The sequence below is a fragment of the Streptomyces sp. CB02056 genome, from assembly GCF_001905545.1.
GTDB lineage: Bacteria > Actinomycetota > Actinomycetes > Streptomycetales > Streptomycetaceae > Kitasatospora.
In genome coordinates this window covers 115296-138783 of record NZ_LIPD01000015.1, presented here as the reverse complement: position 1 = coordinate 138783, position 23488 = coordinate 115296, and the positions used below count along the sequence as shown (strand labels likewise).

The window sequence follows — 23488 nt, the reverse complement described above, 5'->3', positions numbered from 1 at the left end:
CAAACGCGCCTTACATGCAGGAACAATAGTTGCATACGCGTGACAATGCAAGGGGTGGGCCGATCCCGCCGTCTACGGCCGCGGGCGGGGGCGGGGCCCGGTGCCCCTCCCCCGCCCGCGCCGCCGCCCGGGTCAGGAGGCGGTGAAGGAGACCTGGTCGACGGTCCAGAAGGCGCTGTTGGTGCCGGTGTAGCGGAACTGGAAGCGGGCGGTGGTGGCGCCGGCGGGGACGGTGACGGGGAGGTTCTCGACGGTGTTGAGGTCGCTGCGGTAGGACTTCACCAGCTGCGGGGCGCCGTTGTCGAAGACCACGTAGATGTCGCCGGTCTGCGGCCCGTCGACCTTGTAGTTGGTCGCGAAGGACAGCACGCCGCGGCTCGCGCCGGAGACCGGGTAGGCGGGGCCGACCAGGGTGGAGTCGAACTGGCCGGCGCCGTGCGCCTTGTCGTCCCACTCGTCGGAGTCGGCGACGGCGAACACGTTGCGGGCGCGCACGTTGGTCTCGCGGGACTGGCCGAGCTGGGCGGCCGTCCAGAACTCGTCGGTGGCGAAGGTCCAGCCGCGCCACTCGGTGACGCCGCCGCTGGGCATGCGGGAGTTGTCGATGCTCCAGCCGGCCGGCGGGGTGTGGGTCCAGCCCTTCACCCCGGCCGGGATGCCGCTCTCGTCGGCGCGGGCCTGAAGGCTCGGGCGCAGCGCGTCGAAGGCGTCGGGGGCGATCTCGTCGATCGGGCGGCCGTCGAGCTTCCAGGCGGGGTCGAGGGCGACGCCCTCGTGCTTGAGGACGGTGGGGGCGATGTCGACGGGCTTGACGTCGTAGCGGCGGGAGCCGGGGGCGTAGCCGGTGCCGTTGGCGATCAGGAAGGTCTGGCGCTCGTTGGCGCTGTTGCCGCCGTGGCCGCCGGCGTCGGTGTGGCCGTGGTCGGTGGTGACGACGACCAGCCAGTCCTCCGAGGCGTACGTGGGACGGGACTTGACGGCCTGGAGGACCTGGCCGACCAGGGCGTCGGCGGAGTGCAGGGCGGCCGCGTACTCGGGGCTGGTGCCGCCGTGGTTGTGGCCGGCCTCGTCGACCTGGTCGAAGTGCAGGAAGGTGGTGTCGGGGTTGCCGTGGGCGAGGTAGTCGACGGCGTCGGCGGCGGTCTTGGTGTCGTTCTCGCTCTCCTGGAGGCGCAGGTCGGCGCGGCCGTTGAAGACGTTGCCGGCGATGGGGTTCCAGGAGCCGATCACCAGGGTGGAGGTGGTGGGGTCGGCGTTCTCCAGGCGGGTGGCGAAGTCGGGGAACAGGTCGAAGCGGGAGCCGGTGAAGCTGTTGTCCTTCACCTGGTGCTTGTCGGGCCACGCGCCGGTGGCGATGGTCGACCAGCCGGGGCCGGAGAGGGTGGGGGCCAGCGGGTTGGCGTAGAGGTTGCTGGTGGCGGTCATGCCGCCGGCCATCAGAGCCTTGAGGGCGGGGGCGTCGGCGGTGAGCAGCTTGTCGTAGCGGGTGCCGTCGACGCCGATGACCAGGGTCTTGGCCTGCTTGGTGCCGTTCGGCAGGCCCTGGTACGGGCCGCTGGGGGCGGCGGCCCCGGTGGCGGCCCCGGTGGCGGCCCCGGTCGCGGCGGGGGCGGCCGTGGCGGCGGTGGTCGGTGCGATCAGCGCGGCGGCGGTGGCGGCGAGGGCCGTGGCGGCGGCGAGGGCGGCGGTGCGGGAGGTGCGCATCGAGGGCTCCCAACTGGTCGTCAGTGCGGTGCAGTTGCACCGGGAGTGAGGATGCGCCGGGCGGGCGAGGACGGGCCCTCGCCGGATCCACGGTTGTATGAACAACCGCGGAAATTCAGACCAGACCCGTTACGCTTCCGTGATCATCGACCCCGGGGAGCCGGGCACGGCCCGTACGGCCCGGTGCGGCCCGGGCGGCGCTCGGTAGGCTTGCGCGGTGAACCACCCCATCTCCCGGGCCGGCCCCGAAGCGGCCCGCGCCGGCGTCCCCGAGCACGGCCGGGTGCCCAAGTACTACCTGGTCAAGGCGCGGCTGGAGGAGCTGGTCGCCGAGCTCGGCCCGGGCGGGCGGCTGCCCACCGAGGCCGATCTGGCGCAGCGTCACGGCGTCGCCCGGGCCACCGTGCGCCAGGCGCTGCGCGAGCTGCTGCTGGAGGGCCGGCTGCGCCGGCAGGGCCGGGGCACGGTCGTGGCCGGGCCGAAGATCGAGCAGCCGCTGTCCCTGAGCAGCTACACCGAGGGCGTCTCGCGCCAGGGCCTGCGCCCCGGGCGCACCCTGATCGGCCTGGACCGGCTGCCCGCCGACGCGGCGGTGGCCCGGCTGCTGGAGGTCCCCGAGGGCGAGCCGCTGTGGCACCTGGAGCGGGTGCTGCGCGCGGACGAGGAGCGCGTCGGGCTGGAGTCCACGTACGTGCCGGTGGCCCGGGTGCCCGCGCTGGACCGGGACTTCGACCCCGAGGGGTCCTTCTACGGCTACCTGCGCGAGCACGGGGTGCGCCTGGGCGCCGCCGAGGAGCGGATCGAGACGGTGCTGGCCACCCCGCGCGAGGCGCTGCTGATCGGCACCCCGCCGGCGCTGCCGATGCTGCTGCTGCACCGCCGCAGCCTGGACGCCGCCGGGCGCCCCCTGGAGCAGGTGCGCTCCCTGTACCGCGGCGACCGGTTCAGCTTCACCCTCGCCCTCGGCGCCCCGGACAGCGCCCCCCGGGTGGGCGGCGCCACGGAGGCGGAGCGACCGCGGGGGAACTGACGCCGGCACCGGCGGCCGCAGGGGGTGCGGCCGCCGGTGCCGGGCATCACGGGCCCGGCGGTGTCAGCAGGTGCCGGGCACGGGCCGGGTGGGTGTCAGCAGGTGCCGACGCGGCCGGACTGCGAGGACCAGACCGGGACCCAGGGGCTGCTGTTGTCGTGCGGGCGGTAGACGACGATGTTGGCGTCGTTCTGCATGCGCACCCAGTTGGCGCTGGGGTTGCAGCCGAAGCCGCTGCCGGTGGCCCACTTGGCGTTCTTGAAGGTGTCGTAGACGACGAAGTTGCCGTCGTACTGCATGATCGCCTTGCCCGCGCCGCCGAAGGTGGCGGTGTTCCACATCGCGGTGCCGTAGCGGTCGTACTCCACGAGGTTGCCGTCGGTCTGGTAGGTCAGCCGGTAGGCGCCGTTGGCGGAGACGAGCGAGTCACCGGGCAGCAGGCAGCTGCCCCAGTTCATGTGGTCCCAGCCGCTCGGGTTGCGCGAACAGTTCCACTCGCTGTTGACGTCGGCGGACGCGCTGGTGGCCGTCGTCAGCCCGGTGAGCGAGGCCAGCGCCAGGGCGGCGCCGGCGAAGGCGAGCGTGCGCCTGGTCCTTCCGGTGTTCCTCATCGTTCCCCTCTTTCCGCTGCGGCGCGGTTCCCGACCGGCCGCGGCACGGTCTCGTCGACGGCGGTACGGGACACGCCCCGTACGCCGCCCTCCGATGGGAGCAGGGCCTGTCGGTCCCTGCGTTCATGCCAACGGGCAGTGGCGGACGGCCGGTTCACCGGATTTCCCGTCGGGCGACGGCGGCCCCGGGCGGAGCGCGGCCGGGCTCCGGGCCCCCGGGCGGAGGACACCGGGCCTGACCTTGTAGGTTTCGGTGTCACCGGCTGCGAGGGGCCGGTGACACCTGGTGGGGAAGGGGAGCCCGACCGGACAGGGAAGGGGACGGACCCCGGACGGGAAGGGCGGACAGTGACCACGAGCACGGCGAGCGTGTTCCGCGGTGAGGGCGTACCCGAGAGGGAACGGTTCGAGTGCTGGCGGGAGTTGGTCAGCCGCACCCGGGACAGCGAGGTGACCAGCGACCACTCCGACGACTTCCGGGCGGAGATGCGGCGCCTGGAGCTCGGGCCGGTGACCCTCCTGCGGACCTCCTTCCCGCCGACCCGCTTCCAGCGCACCGAGCGCCGGGTGCGCCGCTCGGACCTCGGAGTGTTCCACCTGACCCTGCTGCTCGACGGCGGCTTCGTCCTGACCCCCGGCAGCGGGCGCACCGAGACCTTCGGGCCCGGCAACCTGCACATGCTCGACAGCTCCCACTCCTTCGACCTGCGGGCCTTCGGCTCCCGCGCCCAGGCGCCCGCGGAGCGCCGGATCGAGGCCGTCGGCGTCGACTTCCCCACCGCCCTGCTGCCGCTGCCGCCGCACCGGGTGCACGAGCTGCTGGGCCGCGGCTTCTCCTCCCGGGAGGGCGCCTGCGCGCTGCTCTCGGAGTTCCTCGTCGGCCTGGACCGGCAGGCCGCCGTCCTGGGCCCGGTCGAGACCCCCCGGCTGGGCGGCATCGTGGTCGACCTGGTGGCCGCCTGGCTCGCCCGGGAGCTGGACGCCGAGGCCGCCGTACCCGACGACACCCGGCAGCGGGCCCTGGTCGAGAACGTCCGGGCCTTCGTCGGACGCAACCTGCACGACCCGGAGCTGACCCCCGCCGTGATCGCGGCCGCCCACCACATCTCGGTCAGCTACCTGCACCGCCTGTTCACCCGGCAGTCCGGCGGCGAGACCGTCGCCGCCTTCGTCCGCCGCCGCCGGCTGGAGCGGGCCCGCCGCGACCTGGCCGACCCCGCGCTGCGCGACCTGCCCGTCCACGCCGTCGCCACCCGCTGCGGCCTGCCCCGCGCCGCCGAGTTCAGCCGCGCCTTCAAGACCGCGTACGGCCTCTCCCCCAGCGAGCACCGCCAGCGGGCCCTGGCCGGGGGCGCCGGCGGTTAACCGTACGGGCGGCACGGCCGCGCCGACGGGGCCGCCGGGATCGAGGAGTCCCTCTACGCCGCGATGGACGCCGCCTGCGAGGGCCTGGACACCGACGCGGTGCTGCGCCTCCTGCACAACACCGGCCGCCGGCCGACCCACGCCCCCCGAGAACCCCGCACCGCGAGCACCCCGCGCGCACGGACGGGCCGGAAGGCCGCACCTGTCCACCCAGTGCCAAGGACTGTCGACTCGGTGCCAACACGGCGGGGGTGCCTCCCTGGCATCCTCCACGAGTGAACACCGCGCGGCGGAACATCTCGTTCCGTTTCCGCGCCGACGGCCCGGCACGCCACGGGGGAGCGTGCCGGGCCGTCCTTCCCTCTCCAGGACCTCAGGACCTCAGGGCCTCGGGTCCGGCGACGGCTTGTCGTTCGCGTCCTCCCGGGCCCAGGCGCCGGCGCCGAGGCGGCCGGTGGTGCCGAGGTCGAGCTCCGGGACGACCATCACGGGGGCCGCGTCGGCGGTGGCGCGCACCCGGACGTAGGGGGCGTTCTGCGGGTCCCCGGCGCCGGCCTCGGTGGTGTTGCGCCACACCAGGGTGGCGCGGGCGCCCTCCCCCGGCCCCAGGGCGATCTTCTGCGGCGGGTTGTCCGCGCCGGTGCCGGAGGCGATCTCGGCGCCGCCGCGCAGGATCCGCACGCCGTCGAGGGGCTTGTGGTCGGGGTCGAGCGGCTGCACCTGCGGGTAGCCGTCGAGGGTGACGGTGGCCGTCCCGCAGTTGCGCAGGTGCAGGCCGACCGCGCGCAGGCCCATCGCGGCGCTGCCCTCGTCGGCGTACAGCCGCAGGCCGGAGGGCGGGCAGGGGCCGCCGGCACTGGGCGCCTCGGCGGTGGGCACGCTGCGGACCTGGAGGAGCTCCGGCTTCGGCGGGTGGGGGTTGTCGGACCGTCCCAGGGTGGGCGCGCCCGGGCGGGAGCCCGGCCCGGTCGCACCGGGCACGGCCAGGTCGATCCGCCCCTTCTCGGTGGCGCCGGGGGCGAGCCCGGTGACGGTCCGGGTGAGCTTCCCTCCCCCGCCCGGGCCGCCGAACACCGCCGCGCCCCGGTCCGGATCGGGACCGTTGAACACCACGGTGTAGTCGTACGGTTCGGCGTTCGGGTTGGTCACCTCGTACTCGAAGCAGGTGCGGCCGACGGCGGTGATCCGCGCCCCGCCCTGGGCGAGCGCGGTCGGCTGCGGCACGCCGGGCGCGCTCGGCGGCGCGCTGCCGCACGGCCGGGGGCTGCCGGAGCCCTCCGGGCCGCCGCCGGAGGCCGCGGTCGTCGCGGTGCCGCAACCCGCGAGCAGGAACGCGGCGGTGGCGACGGCCACGGCGGACGCGGCAGGGTGCCGGGCCGTCAACGGGCGGCGGGACGGGGAGAGCTGGCGCATCGGGCGAGTCGATCACGCCCCGCACCGGACGGCAGTGAGCTGCGCCACTTCACGGGCAACAGTCCTGCCACGGTCCGCGCCCCTGGCGGACGGGCCTCGGGCGCCGACCCGTACGGCCGGCGCCCGAGGCCGTGACTCCGGCAGGTGGCTCCGGTCAGAGGAGCTGGAAGGACCACTCCTGCTTCCAGCCGCCCTCGCAGCTCCACACCCCGAGCTGCTTGAAGTCGGAGTCGTGGGTGAGGCAGTCGTCGTCGCCGATCTGGACCCGGTACTTGCCGTTGCCGAGGCCGACGAACTCCCACTTCTGGTTGGCGGTGTCGCCCCACGCCTGCTGCTCGGCGACGTAGGTCTCGGGGTTCTCGGTGAGGTTGAACCCGAGGTCGTTGACGATCCGGTAGCGGTCCCCGCCCAGCGGCTTGACCGTCCAGGTGGAGCCCTTCGCCCCCAGGATCCCGCCCACGATCGGCGAACCCCAGCTCGCGGTCTCGTTGGGGGCCGTCGCGCCCAGCCCGTTGGCGAGCTTCAGGAACAGCGGCCGCTCGGTCGGGATGTCGGAGGACGGCTTCGGCTTGGGCTTCGGGTCCGGGTCCGGCTTCGGGTCCGGCTTCGTCGGGGTGGTCGGGTCGGTCGGCGTGATCACGCCGCCGGACGTGGATTCGAGCACCCACCCCTGGTGCCAGTCCTGCTTGCAGGTCCACACGCCGAGCTGCTTGAAGTCGGCGTCGTGGGCGAGGCAGTCGTCGCCGGAGATCCGGATCTGGTACTTGCCGTTGCCGATCGCGGCGAGCTCCCACTTCTGCCGGGAGGAGTTGCTCCACGGCTGGAGTTCGGCCAGGTAGCCGCCGTTCTCGGTGAGTTCCAGCCCGTACGAGCTGGTGATCCGGTAGCGGCCGCCGCCCGCCGGGGAGAGCTTCCACTTGGACTCGTTGCCGCCCCGGAGCCCGGCGACGACCGACGCGCCGGCGGAGCCGTTGACCGGCACGGCGCCCAGGCCGTTGTCGAGCTTCAGGTACACCTCGGCGCCGGTGCCGGTGCCGCCGCCGGTCGTGGGCGGGGTGGTGGTCGGCGGGGTGCCGCCCCAGGCCCAGTTCTGGTTGGGCGCGTCCCGCCGGTCCTCGGAGCCGCAGGCCCAGGCCGCCACCGTGCTGCCGTTGGCGGTCCGGCCGCTGAAGTCGTCGATGCAGACGTCCTTGGAGCGGTCGTCCTGGTCGGTCATGTGCCGGAAGCCGCCGCCGGCCGACATGTTCCAGCGTTGTCCGGGGATCTCCAGGCAGTCCCACACCTGAAGCTTGGTCCCGTTCGCGGTCTTGTTGGCCTCCAGGTCGAGGCACTTGCCGTTGGCCGCCTGGAGCTTGTAGCCGTTGTACGTCCATTTCTGGGCGTCGCCACCGTTGCATTCCCACATCTGGACGGGGGTGCCGTTCGCGGTGCCGTTGCCACTGACGTCCAGGCAGGCGTGGTAGCCGGGGGCGCTGGAGTCGGGGGTCAGGCTGCCGGTCCTGGTGCCGTAGCCGGAGCGGGAGGGGAAGTGGACGGTGCGCACGTCGCCGTCGCACTTGTACGGCCGCGCGGTGCCCGAACGGCAGGTCCACGGCTCCTTCTTGACGCTGTCGCCGTCGTTGCCGGTGAACGCCCAGTTCAGGTAGCCGCCGTCGCCCCGGTTGCGGAAGGTCGAGTCCCCCTGGAAGACCCAGATCCGGAAGACGTCGTAGCCGGACGGCTCCTTCTTCTCCTTGTCCAGGAAGTGGTTGAGCTTGTAGGTGGTGTCGAGCAGCACCCCCCGCATGTCGGACTTGTACTCGTTCCGGAACCACTCGGTGTCGTACAGGTCGGTGCCCACGGTCTTGAACACCATGACGTTGAACCCCGGGAACTTCGCGCTCAACTTCGTCGCGGTGTTCTGGGTGAACTCGGCGTTGTCCAGCTTGTTGAGGTTGGCGGCGTCGTGCATCAGCCTGATCGTGTCGAAGGCGGAACTGATCAGCGCCGTCATGCAGTTGCCGCCGCCCGGCGAGGCCGGGGTTCCGCAGGTCTTGTCCACCGGGGCCGCCGCGGCGGCTGCCGCGGGCGCGGCCTGGGCCTGCGCGGTCAGGCCGGAGACCACCGCGACGGCGGCGACCCCGCAGGCCAGGGCGCGTTTCAGGCGGGAGAGGAGGTGCAAGGTCGGAACCGTCTTTCTTCTCGGGGAAGTTGGATGGTGGCACCGGAAGTTCGCCGTCCCGCGGCTCCTGACGCGATCCATATGACAAGATCAAGAAGCCTGACGCCTTTCACGCGCCACCCCGGTCAGCGAGCCCCGCTCACCGGCCTCGATCCCTGTGGCCCGGGCGAGCGGGCCGTCAGGGAGTCGTCAGAGATTGGAGGACCCGCGAGGTGTCCACATCACCGGAGTTCCGCGGCTTCGACCTGGTCCGGCGCGGCTACGACCGCGAGCAGGTCGACCACTACCTCAGGGCCCTGTCCGGGGCCGTTTCACTGCCGCCCGTGCCGGCGTTCGAGATCAGGTGGCGGGGCTACGACCGCGAGCAGGTCGACGCGCGCATCGCGGACCTGCTGCGCGGCGGGGGCAACAGGGGCGGCAGGGCGTAACCCCACGCGGCGGGCTCGGCGTGGGAAGTCGGACCGGCCGACTTCCCGCGCAACGGCCCGGCACGGTCAGCGCCGCCTCGAACACCCCGAACGCCTCGTCCACCGCCGGGTCCGCCACCGTCCCGGCGGCGACACCCCCGCCCCGCTCGTGGATCGGGCCGCAGACGCCGAGGCGTCACTTACTGTAGGCACATGAGTGCAGATAGGCGTGTCCGGGCGGATATGGCCCGGTTCGACACGGATCGCCCCGGCGGGTGAGGGCGTCATGACCGCACCCCGGATCCCCCTCACCATCGACAACACCGCGCTGGTCCTGATCGACCACCAGGTCGGCACGATCGGGTGGGCCGGCGAGCCGGCCGGCGAGGACGAACGCGACCAGCTGACGATGTGGGTGCGCACGATCGTGCGCTTCGCGGCGGCGGTCGGCGTCCCCGTCGTCCTGACCAGCAGCCTCGAGGACCGCCAGCAGGGCCCGCTACTGCCCGACCTCGAGACCCTCGTGCCCGCCGCGTACGCCGCCCGGGTACGGCGCGCGGGCGTCATCAACGCGTGGGACGACCCGGCGTTCGTCGAGGCCGTCCGTGCGACCGGTCGGGAGAACCTCCTCGTCGGCGGCCTGACCACCGAGGTGTGCCTGGTGCCGCCGGTCCTGTCCGCGATCGAGGACGGCTTCGGCGTCGCCGTCCTGCTCGACGTGTCGGCGGCCGGCACGCGCACCTCCGCCGCCAACAGCCGCGACACCCTGCGGGCCGCCGGGGCGGAGCTGCTCACCGTCGTCCCGGCGCTGACGCGGCTGCTCGGCAGCTGGCAGAGCGAGCACGCCGCCGCGTTCTTCGACGCGATGGGCGGCGAGGGCGTCTTCGCCGCCTTCGCCCGCGGAAACCTCAGGTAGACCCCGCACCGGCCTCGGACCGGTCCCGCACCGGCCTCGAACCAACCTCGCACCAACGTCGAACCGACCTCGGACAGACCTCGGATAGGGAGCACCCGCATGTCCGGCATCACCGCAGCCGACCGCTTCGAGATCCACGAACTGCTGGCCCACTACTGGAAGACCGTCGACGAGGGCGACCTCAAGGGCTTCGCCGACACCTTCACCGAGGACGGCAGCCTCACCAACTACACGGGGACGACGACCGGCCGCGAGGCGCTCGCCCAGTGGCTCGACGACTACGGCCCGAGCCGCGCCGGCAACCGGCACATGAGCACCAACACGACCGTCACCGAGGTCGACGCGGACACCGCGACGGTCTGGAGCTACATGGTCGTCATCGCCGCCTTCGAGCCGCGGACCCAGACGCCGCACGTCGCGGCCTACGGCCGGTTCAACGACACGGTGGTCCGCGTCGACGGCGGGTGGCTCTTCAGGGAGCGCCTGATGGACGACCTCGCCCTGAACGCCATCGACTACCCGGGCTGAACCACCGCGGGCGGCGCTCCCTGACCGGTGGCGCCGTCCTGCGCGATGACGGCCTGGGCCCGCTGCGTCCGCGCGCTCAGCTGCTGGGCGAAGCTCCGCAGGGAGTCGGCGTTCCTCGCGATGTACTGGTTGTCGTAGGCGGTCTCCACCGCGACGAGCCGGCCGACCGTGTTCAGGGAGAGCTTGCAGGCGATGTCGGCCTCGGCCGTCGGCACCTCGTCGGGGCTGCGCGGGGGCGGCGTCCCGGCGGCGGGGGCGGTGCCCGCCGCGGGAGTGGTGCCCGCCGCGCCCCACTTGCGGTCGCTGTAGGCGTCCGCCGGGTTGGCGTAGCTGTAGCCCTTCCCCTTCATGCACGCGCTCCACTCCGCGTACGCGGCGGTCAGGCGCGGGTCGGTGAGGGGGATCCGGGGGCCCTTGTCGGGCAGCCCCTGCGCGGTGCCCGGCACCGGCGGCGGCCCGCCGAGCGCGTCCGCGCCGGCCTGCCAGCAGCCGCCCTTGGGCACCGGCCTGCCGTTGAAGCTCGTGACCGGCTTCCCCGAGGGGTCCGCTCCGTAGAGCACCGAGGTGACGTCCGGGGAGAGGGTGGAATCGGGGATGACCTGGTTGCGGTCGTACCCCTTCTCGGCCGCCTTCGCCGGGGCGAAGTACCCGTAGAGCTGGGTCCGTTCCCGGGCCGCCGTCGCCGCCTGGGTGAAGGCGTCGTAGGTCTCCTCCGGGGCCTGGAGGCCGAAGTCCTTCATGCAGCGGGCCGTGACGAGGTGCGAGGCCCGACTGATCGTCACGGCCTGTTCGGCGGTCGGCTTGTAGCCGTCGAGGGGAAGGGTGATCTGCTCCGGCCGGTCGATGACCGGCACCTGCCCTGTCGGCGGCGGGCCGGAATTCGCCTGGCCTCCACCGGAACAGGCGGAAAGGGAACTCACGGCCACGGCCAGAACGGTGAGCGCGAGCGGGGCGCGTCCCCGCGGTGGCATCGGCATAGGAATTCTTCTCCTCCCTGGAGAAAGACGGAGAAAAGCGGGCGGCGGGCATCCGGAGGACGCCCGCCGCCCCTGGCGGAATCACACGATCTGCACTTCGGAAACGTGCGCGCTGGTGAAGCTGAGGCTTCCGCCGGCGTAGAGGTTGTACGGCGTGCCGTTCGCCGTGATGATGCCGTTGTTCCACTGCGAGGTCACCAGGTTCACGCCGTCGACGTTGGGGTAGATGGCCCCCACGCTGCCCGCGTAGCAGAGCTGCCAGCCCGACATCCACAGCTCGATGCCGTAGGCCTTCGCCCCGCCGCCGGGGCACTGCACGGGGCCGATGGCGCTGGCGGGCGAGGCGGCGACGACGCCTCCGCCGACCACGGTGGCGGCGGCGAGTGTCACCGCGGCAATTCGCTTGCTGATACGAAGATTCATGGAAGTACCGCTCTCCCTGTCCCATTCGACTGACGGATCGTTGCGACCTGGCGATGCGAAATGACCGGCCCGCGTCGGGCCGTTTTCCCCGGCCCTCGCGGCCCCGTATCGCCGACAACGGAAGAGAGTGTCACTCGCCGCCGGGATCGACCAGCCCTTGCCGAGGGCCGACGGAATAAAGCGGACAAAGGCGCCCTCGGGGGCGGCGGGCAGGAATCCCGAAGACGATCGTCCGATTCGCTTCTGCCTGCGGATATGCCGGGAATTCACGACCGCCGAAAACAGGTTGATGTACGTACATCGTCAAGCGGCCTTCGGGCCGCCCTCCGGCCGCTGTCTAGCGCAGGAGCCGCAGGGCGAGGACGTCGCGGCGGGTGCCGTCGGATCCGGAACCCGCATGCATGGGGACCGCGAGGCGAACAGCCCCATCGCCGCCTCCGTATGATCCCCGCATGTCCTGGATACGCCGCCGCTCTCGCGCCACCGAGCCACCCGATGGCCGACTGCCCGATCTCGCGTTCCTCGCGCTGGTCCGCGATGCACTCGAGGAGGTCGCACCCGACAGTACGGCGGGTGCCGAGCTCAAGGGCAACTCGCTGCTCAGTCCGCGGGGTTGGGCCGTCGCCGTTGGGCCGGCGGGCCACGGGGACGACCGGCACTACGACCTGATCGCCATCCCGGACGTGAACGTCCAGCACGACCCGCCCTGCTTCGGGGACTGCGCCGTAGTCGTCACCACCCCGCGCGACGCGGCCGGACTGTGGGCCCGTTCCGCCGGCGCCTGCATGCTCGAACTGATCGACGGACGCGGCCGCTTCGCCGACCACCTGGATCCCGCCCAGGAACACGGCGTACCGGGGTGGCGGTCCATCACCTCGGGCGTGCTGGCGTACGGACTCTCCGCCGAGGAGAATCGCGACCTCCAGGAGGCGCTGCTGGAAGCGAATGTGCTTCACGAGATCGCCGACACCTTCACCGCCGACCTGGAATCGCCCTGGTTCAACGGGGTCCGCGTCTTCTACGGCGGCGCCCCGGGAGCAGTGGAGTCCGAGATCCGGATCAACGGCGAGCGGCACGAGGCCGCCTCAGCCGCACTGGCCGCGCTCAACCTGCCCGAGCCGACGGTCTTCACCGTCGCCCGTTCCTTCAGCCTGATGCTGCCCGCGGAGCGCACCCCGTAGCGGGTGGTGGTACGCCACTTCTCCATGTTCGGGACCTGAAGATGCTGGCGGTGGGCCGGTCGAGCCCGTCGAACTCGGTCTCCGTCTGGGACGGGACCTTGTTGTCCAGACCGATCCACAGCACCGCTATCGGAGGCCCGGCAGCGTGGTACGCCGCGTTGACGCAGCAGACCCGGCCGTGGCTGTCATAGAAGCTGTCGGTGATGTTGCCGGCCGCCGTCCACGTCGTACGCCTGCTCCTGGACTTGGCGCGGGCGCAGGAGACCGTCGTACAGGGAGATGCCGGTGCGGTAGTCGCCGTCCTCCAGCAGCATCCTGGTCGTGACGGCGGGCTGCTTGCCCGGCTCGATCGTGTAGGCGTACGTCGCGTTGGCCGACGCGCTCTTGTCCCGGCCTGGGTTCCACACGGCTGTGGTGCGGCCCATGGCGTCGTAATCGGCGTACGTGGTGCGGCTGTTGACGTCGACGACATTCACCGGCAGGGCGCGCAGGCCGTCGCGGGTGGTCGTGGTCGCGGACTTCTTGGCGTTGGTCGACCGGACGATCGTCAACTGGGAGCCACTCGCCGGGAGCGTAGGACGTCGTGCGGTCTCGGAGGTGATCAGGTCAACCCGGTACCGGGTCATCGGGACAGCCCTCGGCGGAGTCGGCCCGGCTGGGAAGCGGGTCTCCGTGGCCGAACACGACGGGCTGGAGCGTCTGCACGGTGGCGCCGGCCTTGGCCGTGCGGGTGACGGACTTCAGCCACAGGGCCCGGCCACCGCGGACCGACCTCTACCCCTGTGGCCCGGGCGAGCGGTCGTCAGAGATTGGAGGACCCGCGAGGTGTCCACATCACCGGAGTTCCGCGACGTCGACCTGGTACGGCACAGCTACGACCGCGACCAGGTCGACGCGCGCATCGCGGACCTCCTACGCGGCAGGGGCAACAGGGGCGGCAACGCGTAACCCACGTGGGCTCTTGGTGCAGGAAGTCGGACCGGCCGACTTCCTGCACCAAGGGGTGTCCTGCTACTCCCATGGCGAACGCTCAGCCGGGCTGCGGGGCACGGACTACAAGAGACACCGGTCGGGCGCCAACGTCCGGTCGATGTACTCGTCGGAGTCGGGGGCCTCCCCTGTCAGGACGGTGGCCAGGAACTCGGTCATGGTGCCGTCGAAACGGACGAACTCGCTGATGTCGAAGCGCCACACCACGACCGGCCACTGGTCCGGGTCTCCGGCCGAGGTGCCCCAGCAGAAGTAGTCGGAGATGGTGTTGTTGGCCCAGACGAGCAGACCGCCCTTCGCCGGGAACGGCGCGTAGGGCCTGCCGAGCTCGGGATTCCACTCGTACCACCCGTCGAGCATCTCCTCGACTTCCACGTTGAAGTGGCGGAAGTGTTCGTACCTCTCCTCGTCCGGAGTGCCGGGGTCGAGGTCCGGGGTCACCATAGCGAACTCTCGCCGCGGAAGTGGGCACGGCCGTACCGCTCCACGAACGCACCGTAGTCCGAGGGCAGTTCGGTGCCTAGCCCTTCGACGGCCCCCTCCCAGTACACCCGGAACGGCTCACATCGGGGCTCCCCCATGATGTCCGCGAGACGGCCGACAGCGTTCGCCATTTCCCGTTCCCCCCTGACCTCCGAGCGGGACCATCTGCCACCGCAAGGGCTCAGCCTCCCATCGCTCACGATCTTCGACCCCCGCCCTGCCCGCCGGCCGTCGGCGGCCATGAGGAATCCGGGCGGGCAGGGGGCCGGCAAGCCAAGGGTCGCGTACGGCGACGCCAGGTGCGACCCCCTCTGCTGCGCCGCCCTGAGGCGCTGTTCGAACCCGCCCTGCACACCGGACTCCGCAGGGCGAACTCCTCGGCCTCCGCTGGGAAGACCTCGGCCTCGTCACCAGTACCGCCAGCATCCGCCGCACTCTCCAGCGCACACGCACCGGCGGCCTCACAACCCTGCCGACCAAGACCATCAGCTCGGAACGCCGCATCGCCCTCCCGGCCGCGTGCGTCACCTCGCTCCGCGTGCACCGTGAGCGACAGGCCCGCGAGAAGCATCAGGCCGGCGCAGAGTGGGTGGACAACGACCTCGTCTTCACCCGCACGGACGGTCACCCCATCGAACCCGCCACCCTCACACGGCACTTCAACGCGCTACTTCGCCACTCCCGCCTGCGGGCGATCCGGTTCCACGACCTGAGGCACTCGACTGCGACCCTGCTCCTGGAACAGGGCGTCGAAGGCGTCGTCATCAAGGAGCTGCTGGGCCACGCCCACATCGGCGTCACTGCCACGGTGTACGCCCACGTCCGGATCCGCCTTCAGCGGCAGGCCATCGACCTCCTCGGACACGCACTCGGAAACCTCGCCGAGACCGGAATCGAGGGCGACGAGCCGCCGCTTTGTGCAGCACCCGTCCGCTGACGTTGCCGTCAACTACTGCCGCCAGAGACCGCTGAGGCCCCACCGGAAGGCATTTCCGGTGGGGCCTCAGCTATTCCTCTAAAGCACCGAACGCGCCCTACAGCTCCCAGTTCCCAATGAGTTGTGGCCTGGATCCATCAGCCAGCTTCGCAAAGAAATCGTCAACGCAGTCCGCATATGCGAACACCGAGGAGTCCATCCCAGCAAAGAACTTGCCAGATGGCGACACATACACGGTGAGGTGAAATCCATCAATTCCCAATGGGCACAGGGATTCACCAACTACGCCAGAGCAGCGTCCAGCAATCCTCGCATCACGCGCGGTGCACACCCGCGTGGGGTCAAACTCAGTCCAGCAGAATATCTCCTTGCTATTCAAGTCGATGCTGGGCAGGTGCTCGATCCGGAGTTGCCAGAACGCCTCCAAGAATCGGTGCGCCGCAGGCGACACATCGAAGCCGACGAGCTTCATCTCACGTACGAGTCCAGAGACGTCGGCCACGACGCCAGGCCTCCAGCCTGCCGCTTCAACCAAACGGCGCCCTCGTCCATGGATTATCAATTCCATGCTCACCCTCCGACCGATAGGTCAGTCGCGCCACGCCTCACTAGCGCACTCTGGCAGGATAGACAGGCCGCCTCGGGTAGGCCAGTGGAACTTCTGACAGTGAGAAATTCGATATCGCTGAATTGAAGAGGACGCCCAAACATGCCCTCAAAATCAGCCGCATGATTGGCAAACAGTGCATTGCATGCGCGCATCTCCGCGCAGTTAGCCGCATCTCCCTCGAACATCTGCCCGCCATCGGCTGCAGCTTTCTGGATCTCAGGCTCCAGATAGGCTGGGCGGGAGGAAGCTCCAGAATAGCCAGGCTCCATCATGTCCGTGTTCTTGATGCGTGCAACGGAAGTCATCGTGGCATCTTCTGGCGCTTGCTTGGCGGCGGCGCGAGCAGCAGAGCCCATATCCGGACCACAGGAATTGTGGACCAAGATCGGCACATCGCCCGCCACAACATAGTACGTGTGGAAGTCGGCGATCGTCAGGTTGTACATCCAGGAGCGACCCGCAACAGGGCGCACGGCCGCGACCTCGATGAGGTCGCCGGATTCGCTCTTGAGGACATGCCCAACCGTGAGCTCACCCGCTGGCGTCCACGAACGGGTCGTGTCATCCCAGAAAGGGTGGTTGGACGTGGTGTGGACGGTTTCCTCGGCAACGCCTGCGGTTTTGATTGTCACATCGACGAGGTCTTCGTCGTCGTTGATCAGAGTGGCCAGGACAGGCCGGTCCCCGTTGTCCTCCCCTGCGGGTCGTTCCGGGTCGTTTGACTTGACCTTGTCGCCGATCTGGATTTCGCCGATATTCTTGCTGGTACCGTCGGCCATCAGAACGGGCGTGTCGGGCGTGAAACTGCAGTTTCCGAAGAGCTTTTTGAGTGCCTTCTTAACTACCCCAGATTCTTTGATCAGACCCTTGGCTGCCCTGGCGCCCTTAGCTGCTCCCTTTACGGCTCCGGGCCCACCACCAGCAATCTCCGCTACAGTCTCGGCGATCTCCCCGAACCTGTAGGCCGGATCGTTGTGTGAAATACCGAACAAGTCAGCTGCAGGGTGCGCAGTCGTTTTCATCGGAACAATGCCTGGAATGACGGTGACGCCAGCCTGCTGGTTAACCCCCGCCATGGCATTATTCATCGCGGCAAACGGGCTGTTCTCCGTCAGCCACCCGACGGCGGAGTCGAACCCGCCAGCAGCCATCTTTCCGGCTATGCCGGGAAGATCCTTTAGTTTGGGTCGATCCGGGAAGATCATGATCCCAAAGATCGAGATCAGTCCGCTGGGGTCGCTGAGGTTGACGGGGTTGTTGTTGCTGTAGGCGTAGCCGTTGATCTGCTGTGGGTCGGTGGGGTCGAGGATGGGGTCGACGGAGATGAAGCGGCCGTTGGCCGCGTCGTATTCGCGGGCACCGAGGTGGGTGAGGCCGGTGGTGGCGTCGTTGGTGCCGCCGACGAAGCCGCGTTCGGTTGGCCAGGAGGCCGGCTTCTTGCCTCGGGGGGTCCCGAAGGGGGTGGTGTCGCCTCGGGTGTAGTCGAGGTTGTCGGCGCTGATGGTGAGTTGGGCGGTTCCCTGCTGGTCGTTGATGAGGTAGTTGAGGCTGCCGTCGGAGGCCTTGACGAGGGTGACGGGACCAGCGGTGATGTAGCGGGTGCCGGTGACCTTGTTGGCAGTCTTGTCGAGCTTGAGCTCCTGGCCGTCCAGGTAGAGGGTCACCGCGTCGGGCTCACGGCGCAGGAGGCGGTTGCCGTTGGCGTCGTAGAGGAAGGTCGTGCTCTTGCCCGCGGTGGTGGACTTGGCGCGGTGGCCCTCGGTGTCCCACTCGAGCGCCTGGTCGCCGTCGACGGTGACGCGGCGGACGGTGTTGCCGGCCTCGTCGTAGGTGAAGGTGTCGGTCCGGGCGCCGGTCCCGGTGATGTCGACCCGGGACAGGGCGTGGGGCCGGCTGCCTCCCGCGGCGGGGTAGGTGGAGGTGCGCTGGGTCTGGTCGCTCGGCGGGTTCTCGGGGATCTGGGTGAGCTGCGCCCAGGGCAGCCAGCTTCCGGTGGCGTAGGCCCGCTTGGTGTAGTTGATCGCCCCACTGGCGACCGTGATGAGCTTCAGGTCACCGCCGGAGCTGACGACCGCTGCGGACGTGGGCTGGTTGAGCTGGCCGACGACCTGGCTGACGTTGCCCCAGCCCGCCCAGGTGGCGTCGGGCTTGCGGATGGTGTGCCAGATGTTTCCGCCCGCGATGGCGGCGACTTCGAGGCCGGCGCCGGTCGCGGTGGCGGTGAGGCTGGTGGGCGAGGTGAGCGCACCGGTGGCGCCGTAGACGTCACCCCACTTCTGCCAGATGCCGTTGCCGAAGCGCACGGTGTGCCAGAGCCTGTCGCCCGCGATCACGATGACCTCGAGGCCGGAGCCAGTGGCCGCGCTGGTGACACGGGTGGCTCCGGTGAGGCTGCCGGTCTCGCCGTAGACGTTGCCCCAGCCCGCCCAGACACCGTCGGGCCTGCGCAGGGTGTGCTTGAGCACGCCGTCGGACAGGGCGAGGACCTCCAGACCGGAGGCGGTGGCGGACAGCGAGAGCTGGCTCGGGTTGGTGATGGGCCCGACCACGTTGGTGACGTCGCCCCACCCTCCCCACTTGCCGTTGGCGTCGCGCAGGGTGTGCCACACCCTGCCGCCGGCGACGGCCATGATCTGCAGGGTGTTGTCGGCCCAGGCCGCCACGACGTACTCGACGGCGGCGGGCAGAGGCCCGGCCTGGGTCTTGTGCAGGTTCTCGAAGTTGGCCCACGTGCCGTCGGCGCGCTGCTGGGCGAGGTAGACCTGGCCGTCGGCGATCGCGACGGAGGCGGTCTGCCCGTCACCGGCGATGGCGACGGAGGTCACCTTACCGGTGTCCATCAGCGGACCGGGGGCGGCACCGAAGCTGCGGTTGGTCGCCTGGGTCCGGTTGCCGGCCGCGTCGTAGGTGTAGCTACTCCAGTACGGGTCCACTCCGCCGACATAGGGGGCAGTGGTCGAGGTCGGCTTGGCCACGCAATCGTCGGTCGACGACCAGGCATCGGTCAGACGCTGGGCGAAGTCGTACGTGTAGCACTGGGTGTCCGCGACAGTTGCGTTGTCGCGGTCGTCGCGGACCCGGGTGATGTTTCCGACCGGGTTGTAGGTGTAGGTCTTCTTGTCGAGGGTCTGCGGGCCGCTGCGCTCCCGGTCGGTCTGGACGAGAGCGAGTCGCTGGGTCGCGTTCTCGTAGTCGTAGGTCTGGACCGCCCTGGACCCGACGTTGCCGGTGACACTCTGCTGGAGCTGGCCCAGCGGCGAGTAGGTGTTGCCGAGCGAGTACACCCGGCTGCCGCCGCTCACCGTGGTGGGCAGACCCAGCGGCGTGTAGTTGCGGCGGACGGTCTCCTGCGGGAGTCCGCCGCCGGCCGGATAGGTCGTGGTGTCGACCAGGCCGGTGTTGGGCGTGTAGGTCTGGGAGGCGTTGTAGGTGCCGGCGAGCAGTCCTTCGCTGTCCGGGACGGTGACGGTGGTTCCGGTGGGTCGGGCCGCGCCGTCGAACCCGGTGATGCCGGTGGTGTAGGCCTTGCCGTTCTCCCAGCGGGTGCTGCCGGTGGCCAGACCGTTACTGCCGGGCAGGGTGTCGTAGGCCCACTCCGCCAGCTTGGTCCCCGTGGTGGAGCCGTCGAACATCCCCGTCTTGCGGCCGAGGACATCGTAGGCATACGCGAGCGTCTTGCCACGAGCGTCCGTGACGGTGGCAAGTGTGCCGTCAGTGTTGTAGGTGCTGGTGGTGGTGCCCTTGTCCGGGTCGACGGCCTTGGCCTGGCGGCCGAGCAGGTCGTACTCCCAGGTCCAGGCGTTGCCCGCGGCGTCGGTGAACCGGGTGAGCTTGCCGGCCGGGTTGTAGGAATACTTCAGGGCCTCGTACGCCGACACGGGGGCGTCGAAGTCCGGGCTCCCGCTCTTGTAGTGCCGCACCTCGGAGGTACGGCCCCGGGCATCGGTGATGGTGAGCGTGGGGGTGCCGCCGTCGGGCGGGGTCGTCGCGCTCCAGTTCACGCCGTAGCGGGTGGTGGAGCGCCACTTCTCCATGTTCAGGGACTTGAAGATGCCGGCGGTGGGCCGGTCGAGGCCGTCGAACTCGGTCTCCGTCTGGGACGGGACCTTGTTGTCCAGGCCAATCCACAGCGCCGCGACCGGAGGCCCGTCGGCATGGTACGCCGCGTTGGACCGGTAGACCCGGCCGTGGCTGTCGTAGAAGCTGTCGGTGATGTTGCGGCCGCCGTTGTGGGCGGTGCTGCCGCCGTGCGCCTCCTCCTGGACCTGACGCGGACGCAGCAGACCGTCGAACAGGGCGATGCTGGTGCGGTAGTCACCACCATCGAGCAGGGTCCTGGTCGTGACGGCTGGCTGCTTGCCCGGCTCGATGGTGTAGGCGTACGTCGTACTGGCCGAGGCGCTCTTGTCCCGGCCCGGGTTCCACACGGCCGTGGTGCGGCCCATGGCGTCGTAGTCGACGTACGTGGTGCGGTTGTTGGCGTCGACGACCTTCACCGGCAGGGCACGCAGGCCGTCGTAGCTGGTGGTGGTCGTGAACTGCTTGGGGTTGGTGGACTGAACGACGGTGGCCTGGGAGCCGCTCGCCGGAGTGTAGGACGTCGTGGTCTCGGCGTTGTTGACGTCCTTGACGGAGGTGACTCGCCCGTACTGGTCGTACGCGGTGGTGACGGCCGTCAGGTAGTGCGGGGTGGCGCCGTCGTAGCGATCCAGGGCTTCCGTCGTGATGGCGCTGCCCTTGCCCGGCTCCGGTGCTGACCCGAGGGGCTTGCCGTCGTAGGCCGTCCTGGCTTCGCTCGTAACGGTCACCGGCGTAGCGGCGGTCGAGCAGAGCGTGCTGGCGGTCTGGACGGACTGCGGGTAGGAGATCAGCCAGTTGGCGGTGTCGGGGGTGACGTAGGTGGTGCGGGTGCACTGCTCGTCACCGGTGACGTTCGTGTCGCCCTCGTCCGAGACGGTCTTGACCTGACCGTAGTCGTCGAAGGTGCTACTCGACCGCGCGGTACGGGCGGTGCTGCCGTCCGGCTGGAGCGCCTTCGTCGTCGTGCTCTCGGTGCGGACCATCGAGGCGGTCACCGGGGGCAGGACTGCGGCTTCGGGCCGGCCGGTCTCGCCCGGCGGGGTGGCGGTGGGCTTGCCGTCCTTGCTGGGCAGGGCCTTCACCGCCCGGCTCGCGGTGCCTCGGACCCAGGGGTTGTTCACCGTGCTGGTGATCGGCTTGCCACCGTCACCGTCGTAGACGATGGTCTCGCGAGCATAGCCGGCGAGTTCGTTGCTGTCCTTGACACCCTGGAGGGGGCTGACCGGCCTCGGCTGACCGTTGGCGAGGGTGTCGCCGTCCATGCCGCGGAAGTAGACGGTCTCGGTCAGGCTCTTGCCGGAGTCGCCGACGCGGGTGCGGACCCGCTGGTAGCCGCGGAAGTCGCTCCAGGTGCGCTGCTTGTCCGGGGTGAGCTCGGAGTTGTCGCGCCGCCAGGCGGCCCCGTCGAGGTACTCGTACGCGGTGACCTTGTCGGGGGATCCCGAGCCGGCGACCAGGTCGTGCTCGGTGACCTTCTCCACGAGGTACTTGTGGAACCAGTCGAGGACCGGGTCGACCGCGCCCTCGGGGGTCCACCACGTCGGATAGCAGCGCCTGGTGTTGCTGTCCAGGGCGGGAACAGACCCCGCAGCGCAGTCGATGGCGGTGTACGTGATGTCGGTGTTGGAGCCGGTCTCGGAGGTGATCCGGTTGACCCGGTACCGGTTCATCGGCGGCCGGCCCTCGGCCGAGTCGACCCGGTTGGGGCGCAGGTCCCCGCCGAAGGTCACCGGCTGGAGCGTCTGCGCGGTGGTGCCGGCCTTGGCGGTACGGGTGATGGACTGCAGCCACATGGCCCGGCCGCCGCTGTCACCGGTGGCAGGGAAGTACTGGTCCAGGCTCCAGGCGTCGATGTCCCGGTAGCTGCCGTCGCCCTGCAGGGCCTGCGTGCTGATGCCCGTTACGCGCCGCTTGGACCAGAAGGTCGGGGAGCTGTTGCGGCAGTCCTGGTCCTTGTCGCAGGACTGGTCGACCGGGGTGTCGAACCAGTTGGCGGCATTGGCCTTGGTGAAGGAGCAGTCCGCCGCCACACACCGGTCGGCAGTGGAGAAGGTGACCTTGCCCGCGGGCGACGCACCGTAGACCTGGCCGGCCCGGTGGCCGTACTCGATGCGGTTCAGCGTGACAGCACGGGTGTAGACCGCGTCCGCCTTGGGGGTACTGGTGGCGGCGCCACTGTTCTTGGCGTAGGCGTTCTTCTCCTGGTCGTAGAAGTACGCCACCGCATTGCCGTGCGGGTCCACGACGTAGTCGAGCTGCCAGCGCCAGGCCCGGTCGCGCGAGGAGTCCTTGAACGCGGGCGCGTAGCCCGGCTCGCCGGGCTGGTTGCCGAACACGGGCACGGTCAGGGCCGCACCGGTCTCGGGCTTGCCGGCGCTCCAGCCAGGCAGGCGGTTCTTGCCGAAGAAGTACTGGGTGCCGTCGGTCGTGGTGACCTTCCAGTACTCGTTGTCGGTGTCGCCGTTGGCGGTGTCCGACGCGTTGCCGTTGAGCTTCTCCACCCGCGAACCGTCGTCTTTCGACAGCTTCCACGTACCGCTCGCGTCATCGCGCACCAGTGCGGAGGCGCTCCCGTTGAGCGAGACCATGGCGTTGTCGGACTTCCAGCACAGGTCACCACCCGTGGCGGGAGCGTTGCTGCCCGAACCCTTGTCATCTGTGCACGCGGTGTAGCTGCGCTCGACGAAGCCGGGGTTGTAGTCCCAGCCGTCACCGATCCACGAGGACTGGTTGTTGGTGGACGCGGTACGCCCGTCGATGGCCCCGGACGAGTAGCCGAGGGCGACCTTGGGAGCCATGCCGCCGGGAACCGGCGGCAGCTCGATCGGGTAGGACCAGTCGAAGGAACCGGTGTTGCCGGTCACCGACCAGGTGCTGGACGGGGAGAGCGAGGTCGCCTTGTAGTTGCCCTCCGGGCCCGATGCCCCGGCGGTGGCGGCCAGAACCGTCGCACCGGCGACCGACGCACTCGCCGCCTGGACGAACGACGCCTTGACGGCGCCGTCAGCGGGAACCTGGTCAACGGGTGCGGAGACCACGACATCCGCCGTCAGGGTGCCGGCCTTGGTGTCATTCGACGCGGCCAGCGGCGTGGCCGTGCGGCACTGCGGCTGGTCCGGCGTGGTCAGCGCACACGGGGGAAGCTGAACGAAGGTCAGGCGCGAACCCCAGTCGGCCCCAAACGACTCCCGAAAGGCCTTGTAGTCCAGCTGGACCCGGGCCTTGTCCGGCGTGGCGCTGCCCGCCACCGGCTCCAGGTTGACCAGGACACCGTCGAGACCCACGATGGCCGCCGCAGCCCGGTCCGACACGGCCACCCGGACCTTCGACTTCCCGCCCGCCGCCGGCTCCGACCCGACGGAGGTGACGGTCAGCGGGAGGCCGGGCGCCTTCCCCTGGGGCGAGGACTTCGGCGCCGAGGCCGCCGGCACGTCGACCTCGGCCTTCCCTGGCTTGGGCCATGCCGCAGCCGGAGGCGCAGTCGGGGGCGCAGTCGGGGGCTGGGCCGCCTTCGGGCGCTCCACCTCGACCTTGGAGAGCGGGACGGCCTCGACGTGCTGGACGGGCGGCAGCTTGAACTCGCTGCCGGCCGCTACCGCGATGGCCGGAATCTGCACAGCGGCGGCGATCAGAGCCGTCACGGCTATGGGCACAACTTTACGGAGTACTGGG

17 protein-coding genes and 1 pseudogene are annotated in these 23488 nt (G+C 70.4%); 8 read left to right on the top strand and 10 right to left on the bottom strand.

All coding sequences use genetic code 11. The features are described 5' to 3' along the window. Positions 1-132: 132 nt before the first annotated feature. Entirely contained in the window at positions 133-1704 is a 1572-nt protein-coding gene (locus AMK13_RS33275; protein ID WP_074005385.1) for an alkaline phosphatase family protein, read from the bottom strand. A 217-nt stretch (positions 1705-1921) separates the two neighbouring features. Between AMK13_RS33275 and AMK13_RS33270 the strand changes: the two genes are divergently transcribed. Then, on the top strand, positions 1922-2734 hold the full coding sequence (locus tag AMK13_RS33270; protein WP_074005384.1) for a GntR family transcriptional regulator: 813 nt from the start codon (positions 1922-1924) through the stop codon (positions 2732-2734). Positions 2735-2829: 95 nt separating this feature from the next. Here AMK13_RS33270 and AMK13_RS33265 read toward each other — a convergent pair whose 3' ends face one another. Next, entirely contained in the window at positions 2830-3345 is a 516-nt protein-coding gene (locus tag AMK13_RS33265; protein ID WP_074005383.1) for a hypothetical protein, read from the bottom strand. Between the two features lie 348 nt (positions 3346-3693). Here AMK13_RS33265 and AMK13_RS33260 point away from each other — a divergent pair, with 348 nt between their 5' ends. After that, positions 3694-4710, top strand: coding sequence for a helix-turn-helix domain-containing protein (locus tag AMK13_RS33260; protein WP_241853138.1), 1017 nt, complete (start codon positions 3694-3696; stop codon positions 4708-4710). A gap of 381 nt (positions 4711-5091) precedes the next feature. Here AMK13_RS33260 and AMK13_RS33255 read toward each other — a convergent pair whose 3' ends face one another. Next, a complete protein-coding gene (locus AMK13_RS33255; RefSeq protein WP_074005382.1) occupies positions 5092-6123 on the bottom strand; it encodes a DUF4232 domain-containing protein in 1032 nt (343 codons plus the stop codon). Between the two features lie 154 nt (positions 6124-6277). Beyond that, a complete protein-coding gene (locus AMK13_RS33250; RefSeq protein ID WP_074005381.1) occupies positions 6278-8284 on the bottom strand; it encodes a ricin-type beta-trefoil lectin domain protein in 2007 nt (668 codons plus the stop codon). 212 nt (positions 8285-8496) lie between these two features. Between AMK13_RS33250 and AMK13_RS33245 the strand changes: the two genes are divergently transcribed. From AMK13_RS33245 to AMK13_RS33235, 3 genes are all read left to right on the top strand, one after another. After that, positions 8497-8712, top strand: coding sequence for a hypothetical protein (locus AMK13_RS33245; RefSeq protein WP_074005380.1), 216 nt, complete (start codon positions 8497-8499; stop codon positions 8710-8712). A gap of 265 nt (positions 8713-8977) precedes the next feature. Continuing rightward, positions 8978-9607: an isochorismatase family protein gene (locus AMK13_RS33240; protein WP_074005379.1), complete on the top strand. Its 630-nt coding sequence runs from the start codon at positions 8978-8980 to the stop codon at positions 9605-9607. 99 nt (positions 9608-9706) lie between these two features. Then, positions 9707-10135, top strand: coding sequence for a nuclear transport factor 2 family protein (locus tag AMK13_RS33235; RefSeq protein ID WP_074005378.1), 429 nt, complete (start codon positions 9707-9709; stop codon positions 10133-10135). Here the strand turns inward: AMK13_RS33235 and AMK13_RS33230 are convergent. Beyond that, positions 10123-10989, bottom strand: coding sequence for a hypothetical protein (locus tag AMK13_RS33230; protein ID WP_074005377.1), 867 nt, complete (start codon positions 10987-10989; stop codon positions 10123-10125). The genes AMK13_RS33235 and AMK13_RS33230 overlap by 13 nt on opposite strands. A gap of 204 nt (positions 10990-11193) precedes the next feature. Beyond that, positions 11194-11535: a hypothetical protein gene (locus AMK13_RS33225; RefSeq protein ID WP_143204695.1), complete on the bottom strand. Its 342-nt coding sequence runs from the start codon at positions 11533-11535 to the stop codon at positions 11194-11196. Between the two features lie 452 nt (positions 11536-11987). Here AMK13_RS33225 and AMK13_RS33220 point away from each other — a divergent pair, with 452 nt between their 5' ends. Then, complete coding sequence (locus AMK13_RS33220; protein ID WP_074005375.1) at positions 11988-12716, top strand: DUF6348 family protein; 729 nt, start codon at positions 11988-11990, stop codon at positions 12714-12716. Positions 12717-12901: 185 nt separating this feature from the next. On the opposite strand, the gene AMK13_RS33215 is transcribed toward AMK13_RS33220, so the two are convergent. Then, positions 12902-13267 (bottom strand): hypothetical protein, encoded by a 366-nt coding sequence (locus AMK13_RS33215; RefSeq protein ID WP_143204694.1) that lies wholly within the window; start codon positions 13265-13267, stop codon positions 12902-12904. Positions 13268-13541: 274 nt separating this feature from the next. Here AMK13_RS33215 and AMK13_RS46145 point away from each other — a divergent pair, with 274 nt between their 5' ends. Then, complete coding sequence (locus tag AMK13_RS46145) at positions 13542-13664, top strand: hypothetical protein (RefSeq protein WP_274538709.1); 123 nt, start codon at positions 13542-13544, stop codon at positions 13662-13664. A gap of 105 nt (positions 13665-13769) precedes the next feature. Here AMK13_RS46145 and AMK13_RS33210 read toward each other — a convergent pair whose 3' ends face one another. Then, positions 13770-14150: a hypothetical protein gene (locus tag AMK13_RS33210; protein ID WP_074005373.1), complete on the bottom strand. Its 381-nt coding sequence runs from the start codon at positions 14148-14150 to the stop codon at positions 13770-13772. 359 nt (positions 14151-14509) lie between these two features. Between AMK13_RS33210 and AMK13_RS33200 the strand changes: the two are divergent. Next, positions 14510-15126, top strand: a pseudogene (locus AMK13_RS33200) (tyrosine-type recombinase/integrase); the annotation flags it as partial. A 97-nt stretch (positions 15127-15223) separates the two neighbouring features. On the opposite strand, the gene AMK13_RS33195 reads toward AMK13_RS33200, so the two are convergent. Both AMK13_RS33195 and AMK13_RS46140 read right to left on the bottom strand, forming a co-directional pair. Next, on the bottom strand, positions 15224-15694 hold the full coding sequence (locus AMK13_RS33195; protein ID WP_079272720.1) for an SUKH-3 domain-containing protein: 471 nt from the start codon (positions 15692-15694) through the stop codon (positions 15224-15226). Positions 15695-15696: 2 nt separating this feature from the next. Further along, complete coding sequence (locus AMK13_RS46140; protein ID WP_143204692.1) at positions 15697-23457, bottom strand: polymorphic toxin-type HINT domain-containing protein; 7761 nt, start codon at positions 23455-23457, stop codon at positions 15697-15699. Positions 23458-23488 lie beyond the last annotated feature (31 nt).

Bases quoted from the DNA above. Each gene is read 5' to 3' on its own strand.
- AMK13_RS33235 (WP_074005378.1), top strand. From the start codon at position 9,707: ATGTCCGGCATCACCGCAGCCGACCGCTTCGAGATCCACGAACTGCTG.
- AMK13_RS33255 (WP_074005382.1), bottom strand. From the start codon at position 6,123: ATGCGCCAGCTCTCCCCGTCCCGCCGCCCGTTGACGGCCCGGCACCCT.
- AMK13_RS33225 (WP_143204695.1), bottom strand. From the start codon at position 11,535: ATGAATCTTCGTATCAGCAAGCGAATTGCCGCGGTGACACTCGCCGCC.
- AMK13_RS33220 (WP_074005375.1), top strand. From the start codon at position 11,988: ATGTCCTGGATACGCCGCCGCTCTCGCGCCACCGAGCCACCCGATGGC.
- AMK13_RS33240 (WP_074005379.1), top strand. From the start codon at position 8,978: ATGACCGCACCCCGGATCCCCCTCACCATCGACAACACCGCGCTGGTC.
- AMK13_RS33195 (WP_079272720.1), bottom strand. From the start codon at position 15,694: ATGGAATTGATAATCCATGGACGAGGGCGCCGTTTGGTTGAAGCGGCA.
- AMK13_RS33210 (WP_074005373.1), bottom strand. From the start codon at position 14,150: ATGGTGACCCCGGACCTCGACCCCGGCACTCCGGACGAGGAGAGGTAC.
- AMK13_RS33275 (WP_074005385.1), bottom strand. From the start codon at position 1,704: ATGCGCACCTCCCGCACCGCCGCCCTCGCCGCCGCCACGGCCCTCGCC.
- AMK13_RS33265 (WP_074005383.1), bottom strand. From the start codon at position 3,345: ATGAGGAACACCGGAAGGACCAGGCGCACGCTCGCCTTCGCCGGCGCC.